The organism is Streptomyces sp. NPDC041108, assembly GCF_055592645.1.
On record NZ_JBVIYK010000028.1, the window covers coordinates 22,433 to 33,961 of the forward strand.

At 76.5% G+C, this 11,529-nt stretch carries 1 protein-coding gene; it reads left to right on the forward strand.

The features are described 5' to 3' along the window. The first annotated feature begins 1 nt into the window (after position 1). Positions 2 to 11,464, forward strand: a complete 11,463-nt coding sequence (locus tag ACZ6BB_RS39630; protein ID WP_471619956.1) for an SDR family NAD(P)-dependent oxidoreductase — start codon at positions 2 to 4, stop codon at positions 11,462 to 11,464. The last annotated feature ends 65 nt before the right edge of the window (positions 11,465 to 11,529 follow it).

Consider the following 11,529-nt stretch of genomic DNA (forward strand, 5'->3'; position numbering starts at 1 on the left):
CATGGCGGAAGCGGCATCGGGGTCGGCACCGCGGACGGCGGCGGGTGCCACGGCGCACCCGGCACCGGGCCCGTCGGCGGGGCGTGAGACGGCCCCGGGGCATGAGACGGCCTCGGGTCCGGAGACGGCCTCGGGTCCGGAGACAGCCTCGGGGACGCAGACGGCCTCGGGGACGCGGACGGCCTCGGAGTCGGCGGCCGGATCCGAGAAGCTGGTCGCGTACCTCAAGCGTGTCACGGCCGAACTCCACGAGACACGCGGGCGGTTGCGCAGGGCCGAGGACAGCGCGCGCGAGCCGATCGCGATCGTCGGCGTCGGCTGCCGGCTGCCGGGCGGCGTGGACTCGCCCCAGCGCCTGTGGGAGCTGGTGTCAGGCGGCCACGACGCCATCGGCGAGGTGCCGGCCGACCGGGGATGGGACGTCGCGTACCCGGGTGGCTTCCTGCCGGACGTGGCGGGTTTCGACGCGGGCTTCTTCGGCATCTCCCCGCGCGAGGCGGCCGCCATGGACCCCCAGCAGCGGCTGCTGCTGGAGACCGCCTGGGAGGCCTTCGAACGTGCCGGGATCGCCCCGCGTTCCCCCGAGTCCCGGCGGACGGGCGTCTTCGCCGGGCTGGTGGCCCAGGAGTACGGTCCGCGTCTGGACGAGGCGTCCGACGACACCGGCGGACACGTGCTCACCGGCACCACCGCGAGCGTGGCCTCCGGCCGGATCGCCTACACCTTCGACTTCGACGGCCCGGCGGTCACCGTGGACACCGCCTGTTCGTCGTCGCTGGTCGCCCTGCATCTGGCCGCCCAGGCGCTGCGGCGCGGCGACTGCGACCTGGCGCTGGCCGGCGGGGTGTGCGTGCTGCCCACACCGGGCACCTTCGTCAGCTTCGAGCGGCAGGGCGGCCTCGCGGCGGACGGCCGCTGCAAGGCGTTCGGGGCCGGTGCCGACGGCACCGGCTGGTCCGAGGGCGCCGTACTGCTCCTGGTCGAGCGGCTCTCCGACGCCCGGCGCAACCGGCACCCGGTCCTCGCGGTCGTCCGGGGGTCGGCGGTGAACCAGGACGGCGCCTCCAACGGCCTCAGCGCGCCCAGCGGGCCCGCGCAGGAACGCGTCATCCGGGCCGCGCTCGCCGACGCCGGGCTCACCGCCGCCGACATCGACGCCGTCGAGGCGCACGGCACCGGCACCCGGCTCGGCGACCCCATCGAGGCCGAGGCCCTGCTCGGCGTGTACGGCGCGGGCCGTCCCGCCGACCGGCCGTTGTGGCTGGGCTCCCTGAAGTCCAACATCGGCCACACCCAGGCCGCCGCCGGTGCCGCCGGTGTCGTCAAGACGATGCTGGCGATGCGGCACGGTGTCCTCCCGCCGACCCTGCACGTCACCGAGCCCACGCCTGAGGTGGACTGGTCCGACGGCACGGTACGGCTGCTGACCGACGCCACGGAGTGGCCGGAGACGGGCCGTCCGCGCCGGGCGGGTGTGTCGTCGTTCGGGATCAGCGGCACCAACGCCCACGTCATCCTCGAACAGGCCCCCGACGACACGCACTTCCACGCCCCGGACGCGAACGCCGGTGCCACCGACCACGACCCCGCCCGTGCCACCGTGCCCTTCACCACGCCGCCCCTGCTGCCCTGGCCGCTCACCGCCCGCTCCCGGCCGGCGCTGCGGGACCGGGCCCGGACCCTGCACCGGTACCTGGAGGCCACCCCCGGCGCGTCCGCGGCGGATGTCGCCCGCTCGCTCGCCACCACCCGGGTGTCCCTGGAGCACCGCGCGGTCGCCCTCGCACCCGACCGTGACGGCCTGCTCACCCTGCTGGCGCAGGCCGCCGAGGACGGCACGCCCCAGGGACTCGTCCGCGGGCGGCACGCGCTCCCCGGCGCCGCCCGCACCGTCTTCGTCTTCCCCGGCCAGGGCTCCCAGTGGGCGGGCATGGCGGTCGACCTGCTGGACTCCTCCCCGGTGTTCGCCCGCCGCATGGCCGCGTGCGAGGCCGCCCTCGCCCCGTACACCGACCGGCGGCTCACCGATGTACTGCGGGCACCGGACGTCGCCCGGCTGCTGACACGTGTGGACGTGGTGCAGCCCGTGCTGTGGGCGGTCGCCGTGTCCCTCGCCGAACTGTGGGCCGCCTGCGGGCTCCGGCCCGACGCGGTGCTCGGCCACTCCCAGGGCGAGATCGCCGCCGCGGTCGTCGCCGGCGCGCTGACGCTCGACGACGGCGCCCGCGTCGTCGCCCTGCGCTCGCGGGCCCTGACCGAACTGCCGGAGCGGGGCGGCATGCTCTCCGTCGCCGAACCGGCCGACGCCGTACGCGCCCGTCTGCTCGCCCACTCCGGCCGCCTCGGCATCGGCGCCGTCAACGGCCCGGCGTCGACCGTCGTCACCGGTGACGCGGCGGAGCTGGACGCGCTGGCGGCCGCCTGCGCCCGTGACGGCGTACGTGCCCGCCGCGTCGACGTCGACTACGCCTCCCACTCCCCGAGCGTCGCCGCCCTGGAGGACCGCGTCACCGGCCTCCTCGCACCCGTACGCCCCCTCCCGGGCCGAGTCGCCTACTACTCGTCGCTCACCGGCGGCCGCCTGGACACGACCGGCCTCGACGCCGGCTACTGGTACCGCAGCCTGCGCCACACCGTCCGGTTCGAGGAGGCCACCCGCGCCGCGCTGGACGACGGCCACACCGTGTTCGTCGAGGTCAGTCCGCACCCGGTGCTCGTCGGCGCGGTCCAGGGCACCCTGGACACCGTCGAGGGGACCACCGCCGTACTCGGCACCCTCCGACGGGGGCCGGGGGGCCGGCCCGAGCGGTTCGTGGAGGCGCTCGCGGAGGCGTACACGCACGGAGCGGACGTCGACTGGACGGCGCTCCTCGCCGGCACCGGCGGCCGCCGCGTCGAGCTGCCGACCTACCCCTTCCAGCGCTCCCGGCACTGGCTGGGCAGGCCCTCGAGGGCCGGCACGGACGACCCCGCCACGGCCGACCTGTGGGAGGCCGTCGACCGGGACGACGTCCCCGGGGTGGCGGAGCGGCTGGGCATCCGGCCCGACGACTCCCTCGCGGACACGGTGCGCGCGCTGGCGGCCCGGCGGGCCGACTCCCGCCGCTCCTCCGCGATCGACCGCTGCCGCTACCGCGTCACCTGGAAACCCGTCCCCGAACCGTCGGACCAGGGACTCACCGGAGACTGGGTGCTGCTGACACCCGGCGAGGACCCACACGACGGCACCGTGCGCCCCGCCCCGACGGACGCCCCCGGCCCGATGGACGCCCCCGGCCTGGTGGACGCCCCCGGCCCGACGGACGCCCCCGGCCTGGTGGACTGGACGACGCGGGCGTTGCTCGCACACGGCGCCGCCCGTGTTCACCCGATCGTGGTCACCGCGGCCACGCGACGCGAGGAACTCGCCGCGCTCCTGCGCCGCCACGGCTCCGCGGCCGGTGTCGTCTCGCTCCTCGGCACCGACGTACGCCCCCATCCCGGCCACCCCGCCGTCCCCGCCGGGGTCGCCGCCACGCTGACGGCCGTGCAGGCGCTCCTGGACGCCGGCGGGACCGGTCCGAGGATGTGGTGCCTCACCCGGGGAGCGGTCACCACACGCGCGGACGGCGCGGCCGCCGAACCCGGCACCCTCGGTCCCGGCGGCTGCGAACCCGGTTCCGCCGACCCCCGCACCACCGACCACGGACCCAGTCCCGAGCAGGCCCAGATCTGGGGGCTCGGCCGGGTCGTCGGACTGGAGACGCCCGGCATCTGGGGCGGCCTCGTCGACCTGCCGGCACGGCTCGACGACACGGCGGCCCGCACGCTCGGCGCCGTCCTCGCCGCCCCCGGCGACGAACAGGAGTGGGCGCTGCGGGGCACGGGCCCCCACGTCCGCCGCCTCGTCCGCGCCCCGCGCCCCACCGCGACACCCGCCCGGCACTGGCGCCCCCGCGGCACGGTCCTGATCACCGGCGGCACGGGCGCCCTCGGCGGCCATGTCGCCCGCCGACTGGCGGCGGACGGCGTCGACCACCTCGTCCTGACCGGCCGCCGGGGCGCCGAGGCCCCCGGAGCCGTCGAACTGGCCGAAGAACTGCGTGCCCTGGGCGCCCAGGTGACCCTCGCGGCCTGCGACACGGCCGACCGGGACGCGCTGGCCGCCGTCCTCGACGCGATCCCCGCCGACCACCCCCTCACCGCCGTCGTGCACGCCGCGGGCGTCAGCGCGCTCGGCCGCCTCGACGCCGCCACCCCCGCCGACCTCGCCGCGATGGCGGACGGGAAGGTGAGCGGCGCCCGCCACCTGGACGACCTCCTCGCCGACCGCGACCTCGACGCCTTCGTCCTCTTCTCCTCCGGCGCCGCCGTGTGGGGCGGTGCCCGCCAGGCCGCCTACGCCGCCGCCAACGCCCACCTCGACGCCCTCGCCGCCCGCCGCCGGGCCCGCGGCCTGGCCGCCACCTGTGTGGCGTGGGGCAGTTGGGGCGGTGGCGGAATGGTCGACGACCGGACCCAGCGCGTGTTCGAGAGGATCGGCCTGCGGGCCATGGACCCGGACACGGCCGTCGGCGCGCTGGTCGACGCCGTCGCCCGCAACGAGACCCGGCTGACCGTCACCGACATGGACTGGCGGGCCTTCGCCACCGGATTCCGGCTCTCCCGCCGCCGCACCCTCCTCGACGACATCCCCGACGCCGCCGACACGCCCCCGGCCACCGACGCCTCCCCGGGCGAACAGGGCACAGCCAGGCCCTCCGCCCTGGCGGACGCCCTCGCCGGTCTCACCGACCGCGACCGCGACCGCCGTCTGCTGGACCTCGTACGCTCGTCCGCCGCCACGGCCCTCGGGCACGCCGACACGGCCGAGGTCGGCGCCGGGGCCGCCTTCCGGGACCTCGGCCTCGACTCCGTGACCGCCGTGGACCTGCGCAACCGGCTGGCCGCCGCCACGGGTCTGACCCTGCCCAGCACCTTCGCCTTCGACCACCCCACCCCCACCGCCGTCGCCGCCGCACTGCGCGACCTGCTCACCCCCGGCCGGGCCGCCGCGCCGGTGCCGGCCCCCGTACCGGTGGCGGGCGACGACCCCGTCGCCGTGGTCGCGATGTCCTGCCGTCTGCCCGGCGGAGTGACCTCACCCGAGGATCTGTGGCGCCTGGTCGCCGAGGGACGCGACGGCATCACCCCCTTCCCGGCCGACCGGGGCTGGAGCACGGCCGCATCCGGAGACGGGCACGCCCTCCCCGGCGAGGGCGGATTCCTGCACGACCTCGCCGGGTTCGACGCCGCGTTCTTCGGTGTCTCCCCCCGCGAGGCCCTGGCGATGGACCCGCAGCAGAGGCTCCTCCTGGAGACCTCCTGGGAGGCGATCGAACGGGCCGGCATCGACCCGCTGTCACTGCGGGGCAGCCGTACCGGTGTCTTCGTCGGCGCCGGGCACTTCGACTACGCCTCCCTGGCCCTCGCCACCGAGGAGGGCAAGGACTACGCCCTCACCGGCTCGGCCGGCAGCGTCCTCTCCGGCCGGATCGCGTACACGCTCGGTCTGGAGGGCCCGGCGGTCACCGTCGACACGGCCTGCTCCTCCTCCCTCGTCGCCCTGCACAACGCCGTCCGGGCGCTGCGCGACGGCGAATGCCGCCTCGCTCTCGTCGGCGGCGCCGCCGTGATGGCCACCACCGCCGCCTACGAGGCCTTCGCCCGCCAGGGCGGCCTCGCCGCCGACGGCCGCTGCAAGGCGTTCGCGGACACGGCCGACGGCACCGGGTGGTCGGAGGGCGTGGGTGTGCTGGTGGTCGAGCGGCTGTCGGACGCGCGGCGCAACGGACACCCCGTCCTGGCCGTCGTCCGCGGTTCGGCGGTGAACCAGGACGGCGCCTCCAACGGACTGACCGCCCCCAACGGTCCGTCGCAGCAGCGGGTGATCCGGGACGCGCTGGCGAGTGCGGGACTGTCGCCGTCCGAGGTGGACGCCGTCGAGGCGCACGGCACGGGGACCCGGCTCGGCGACCCGATCGAGGCACAGGCCGTACTGGCCGCGTACGGGCAGGACCGTGAACGACCCCTGTATCTGGGCTCGTTGAAGTCGAACCTTGGCCACGCCCAGGCCGCGTCGGGTGTGGCCGGGGTCATCAAGACCGTCATGGCGCTGCGGCACGGGGTGCTGCCGCGCACCCTGCACGTGGACGAGCCGACAGGGCAGGTGGACTGGTCGGCGGGCGCGGTGGAACTGCTGACGGAGGCCCGCGACTGGCCGGATTCGGGGCGTCCGCGCCGGGCCGGTGTGTCGTCGTTCGGCGTCAGCGGCACCAACGCCCACGTCATCCTCGAACAGGGAGACGAGGCCGAGGCGGCCGCCGACGAGGCTGAGCCCGGGCCGGGTCGCGGCGACGCCCGTCCCCTGCCGGTCGTGCCCCTGGTGCTGTCGGCCCGGGGGGCGACGGCCCTGCGCGCCCAGGCCGCTCGACTGCGCGACCGGCTGGACGACGCGCCGCGGCAGCCCGCCCTGCACGACATCGGCCTCACCCTGGCCGCGCACCGCGCCACGCTCGACCACCGCGCCGCCGTCCCGGTCGCCGACGAGGACACCCTCCGGGCCGCGCTCGACGCGGTGGCGCAGGGCCGCCCGTATCCCGGGCTCGTCCAGGGCACGGGCGCCGTGGGCGGCGGGCTGGCGGTGGTGTTCTCGGGGCAGGGTGCGCAGCGGGTCGGTATGGGGCGTGGTCTGTATGAGGCGTTTCCGGTGTTCGCGGAGGCGTTCGACGAGGTGTGCGCGGGGTTTGACGGGCTGTTGCCGGATTCGTTGCGAGAGGTTGTGTTCGACGGTCTTGCGGAGGAGTTGGAGTCGACGGGGTGGGCTCAGCCGGCGTTGTTCGCGGTGGAGGTGGCGTTGTTCCGGTTGTTGGTGTCGTGGGGGGTGCGGGCTGATGTGGTGATGGGGCATTCGCTGGGTGAGTTGGTGGCGGCTCATGTGGCGGGTGTGTGGTCGTTGGGGGATGCGTGTCGGGTGGTTGCGGCGCGTGCGGGGTTGATGGGTGCGTTGGCATCGGGTGGCGTGATGTGGGCGGTGGAGGCGCGGGAGTCGGAGATCGCCCCGGTGAGCGGTGTGTCGGTGGCTGCTGTGAACGGTCCGTCGTCGTTGGTGCTTTCGGGCGCGGAGGATGCCGTTCGTGAGGTGGTCGACCGTTTCCTGGCTGAGGGGCGGCGGGTGAAGCGGTTGGCGGTCAGTCACGCTTTCCATTCGGTGTTGATGGAGCCGATGCTGGAGGATTTCGCCGGGGTGCTGGCGGGGGTGGCGTTCGGTGAGGCGTCGATTCCGGTGGTGTCGAACGTGACGGGTGAGGTGGCGGGTCCGGAGCTGTCGACCCCTGAGTACTGGGTTCGGCATGTGCGGGCCACGGTCCGGTTCGCCGACGGGGTACGGGCGTTGCGGGCGCAGGATGTGAGCACGGTGCTGGAGGTCGGCCCCGACGGATCCCTCGTCGGCCTCGTCCAGGAGACCTCCCCCGAGACGGCCGGTGTCGCGGCGCTGCGCCGCGACCGGGACGAGGCGGCCGCGCTGCTGTCCGCGCTGGCCGAACTGCATGTGCACGGCGTGGCCGTGGGCTGGCGGGAGGTGTTCGCCGGGACCGGGGCGCGCCGTGCGGACCTGCCGACGTACGCCTTCCAGCACCGCCGCTTCTGGCCCGACGGCGCGGGCGCGGCTCCGGCCGGGGCACTCCGGGCCGCCGGGCTCGGCGCGGCCGACCACCCGCTGCTGCGCACCTGGCTCGTCCGGCCCGACGGGGACGGGGTGATCGCCACCGGGCGGATCGCCCCCGCCACACAGCCCTGGCTGGCGGACCACAAGGTGCTCGGCACCGTGCTGCTGCCCGGAACCGCCTTCGTGGACATGGCCTGTTGGGCGGGCCGGCGCCTCGGCTGCCCGGAGCTGCCGGAGCTGACCCTCTCCACCCCGCTGGCCCTGTCCGCCGACGCGGCGGCGGACGTCCAGCTCGTCGTCGGCGGGCCGGACGAGGAGGGGCGGCGTACGGTCGCCGTCCACTCCCGTCCCGTCGCTCCCGGCGGTACGGCCGACGACGCACTGCCCTGGACCCGGCACGCCGAGGGCACCCTCGCCCCCGGCACGGTCCCGGACACGGCCGCCGCGCCGCTCACCTGGCCCCCGGCCCGGACCACGGCCCTGCCGCTCGACGGCTTCTACCCGGGCCTGATCGAGGCCGGGTTCGACTACGGGCCCGCCTTCCAGGGCCTGCGCTCGGTGCTGCGGGCCGACGACGGCACGCTGTACGCCGAAGTCGAACTGGACGAGGACGACCGGGGGCGGGCCGGCCGGTTCGCCGTGCATCCCGCCCTGCTGGACGCGGCCCTGCACGCGCTCGGCGTGGACCTGCCGCCCGGCGCCCCCGCCCGGCTGCCCTTCGCGTGGAACGGCGTACGGGTCCACGCGACCGGCGCCGACGCCCTGCGGGTCCGCCTGATCCGCAGCGCGGAGGGGGTGGTGTCCCTGGCGGCCGTGGACGTCGACGGTGCCCCCGTCGTCACCGTCGAGGGGCTGGTCCTGCGGGAGACCTCGGCCGACCGGCTGCCGGGGCCGGCGGCACCCGACCGCGACGCGCTGTTCCGGATCGAGTGGACCGACCTGCCCGTGCCCGTGGACGCGCCCCCCGTGGAGCCGGTCCCGCTGCCGGTGCGCGAGGACGGAAGCGTCGACCTCGCCCGCGTCGAGGGCCTCCCCGACGCCGTGGTGGCCCCTTGCCCGTCCGGTGCCGTCGAGGACGTCACCGGGCGCGTCCTGCGGCTGCTGCAGGGGTGGCTGGCCGACGAGCGGTACGCGGCCGTCCCGCTCGTGGTCGTCACCCGGAGGGCCGCCGTCGTGGCGACATCGACGCCGCTCTCGCCCTCGGCGGGGGAGACGGAGGACGCGCTCGCCCAGGCCGCCGCCGCCGGACTGGTGCGCGCCGCCCAGGCCGAACACCCGGGCCGCATCGTGCTGGTGGACATGGACACCCCCTCGGCTCCCGCCCCCGCCGAGCACACCCCGCTGCCGCAGGGCCTGCCGCTCGCCGAGATCCTGGCCTGCGGCGAGCCCGACGTGGCCGTCCGTGCCGGGCGGGTGTACGGGCGCCGGCTGGCGCGGGCGGAGGCGGACGCGCCGCTGCGGGCGCCGGCCCGCCCCTGGCGGCTGGACCGCGTCCGCCACGGCTCCCTCGGCGGCCTGGAACTGGTGCCCCACCCCGAGGCGGAACGCGACCTGGCCCCGGGCGAGGTGCGGGTCGCCGTACGGGCCGCCGGGGTGAACTTCCGGGACACGATGATCGCCCTCGACATGTATCCCGGGAACGCCGAACTGGGCATCGAGGGCGCCGGGGTGGTGCTGGCGACCGGTCCGGGCGTCACCCGGTTCGCGCCCGGGGACCGGGTGGCGGGCCTGCTCGACGCCGCATTCGCGCCCGTCGCCGTGACCGACCAGCGGCTCCTCGCCCCCGTACCCGAGGGATGGACCTTCGCGCGGGCCGCCGCCGCGCCCGTGGCGGGGCTGACGGCCTGGTACGGGCTGCGCGACCTCGGCGGGGTGGGCCCGGGCAGCCGGGTCCTGGTCCACGCGGGAGCGGGCGGCGTGGGCTCCGTGGCCGTCCGGCTCGCCCAGCTCCTGGGCGCCGAGGTGTACGCGACGGCCTCCCGGCCCAAGTGGGACGCGCTGCGCGCCGCCGGACTCGACGACACGCACATCGCCGACTCCCGCGACACCGGGTTCCGCGAGCGGTTCCTCACGCACACCGCCGGCGCGGGCATGGACGTCGTCCTGAACTGCCTCGCCGGGGAGTTCACCGACGCCTCGCTCGAACTGCTGCCGCGCGGCGGGGTCTTCGTCGAGATCGGCAAGACGGATCCGCGCGACCCGGACCGGGTCGCCGCCGACCACCCGGGCGTCCGCCACCGTGCCTTCGACCTCGGCGACGCGGGCCCCGACCGCATCCGGGAGATGCTCGACGAACTCACCGCCCTCTTCGCCGACGGCAGCCTGACCCCGCCGCCCGTCACGACCTGGGACGTCCACCGGGCCCCCGAGGCGTTCCGGGCCGTCGCCCGCGCCCGGCTCGTGGGCAAGGCGGTGCTCACCGTCGCCCCCGACCCGGCGCCCGGGGGGACGGTCCTCGTCACCGGCGGCACCGGCACCCTCGGCGCACGGGTCGCCCGCCACCTGGCCGACCGGCACGGCGTACGCCGTCTCGTGCTGACCTCGCGCTCCGGCGACGCGGCCCCCGGCGCCGCCGGTCTCCTGGCCGAACTCGCCGCCGCCGGAGCCGAGGCGCACCTCGCCGCCTGCGACGTCGGCGACCGGGCGGCCGTGGCCGCGCTCCTCGACCGGCTCGCCGCCGAAGGACACCGCCTCACCGGCGTCGTGCACTGCGCCGGCACCGTCGACGACGGCGTCCTGACCTCCCTCACCCCCGACCGCGTCGAGCGGGTCCTGCACGCCAAGGCACACGGCGCCCGCCATCTCGACGAGCTGACCCGCGCCCTGGACCTGTCCTCCTTCGTCCTGTTCTCCTCCGCCTCCGCCACCTTCGGCGCCGCCGGTCAGGCCAACTACTGCGCCGCCAACGCCTACCTCGACGCTCTCGCCGAGCGGCGGGCCGCCGACGGACTGCCCGCCGTCTCCATCGCCTGGGGACTGTGGGACGAGGCCAGCGGCATGACCGCCGCCCTCGGCGCACGCGACCGCGAACGGCTGCTGCGCACCGGCACCGGCACGCTCCCCACCGAACGGGCACTCGCCCTCTATGACGCCGCGCTCACCGCCCGGACCCCGGCCGTGACCGCCGCCCCGCTCGACCTCGCCCGGCTGCGCGCCACCCACCCCGACCGGCCCGCCCCCGCCCTGCTGTCCGCGCTGCTCGGCCACCTGCCGCGCCGTGCCGCGGTACGGCGGCCCGAGCCGTCCGGCGCCGACTTCGCGACCACCCTCGCCGCCCTCCCCGACGAGGACCGCCCGGCCCGCGTCCTGGCCCTCGTGCTGGACCGCACCGCCCAGGTGCTCGGCCACACCCGCGCCGACGAGGTCGACCCCGACCAGGCGTTCAAGGACCAGGGCTTCGACTCCCTCACCGCCGTCGAACTCCGCAACCAGCTGAAGGCGGCCACCGGCCTGGACATCCCGGCGACCCTCGTCTTCGACCATCCCTCCCCGACGGCCCTCGCCGACCACCTGCTGCTGCGCCTCCTGCCGACCGGCCCCGGCCCGCGGGAACGGCTGCGCCGTGACCTCGACCGGCTGGAGACCACCGCCGAGGCCCTGACCGCCGACGACCCCTCCCGCACCGAGACGGCCGACCGGCTGCGCCGCATCCTGCGGCTCCTCGAAACCACCGCCGCCGCCCCGACCGGCCCCGCCGACGGCGACGAGACCCTCCGCGCGGCCACCGCCGACGAGGTGCTCGCCTTCATCGACAGCGAGTTCGGCGACCTCACCTGACCCCCCACCCGTACGTACGGCCGAATCGGAGTACCCGTGGCGAACGACGACAAGGTTGTTGACTA

Coding starts and splice junctions, on each gene's coding strand:
- ACZ6BB_RS39630 (WP_471619956.1), top strand. CDS start 2: ATGGCGGAAGCGGCATCGGGGTCGGCACCGCGGACGGCGGCGGGTGCC.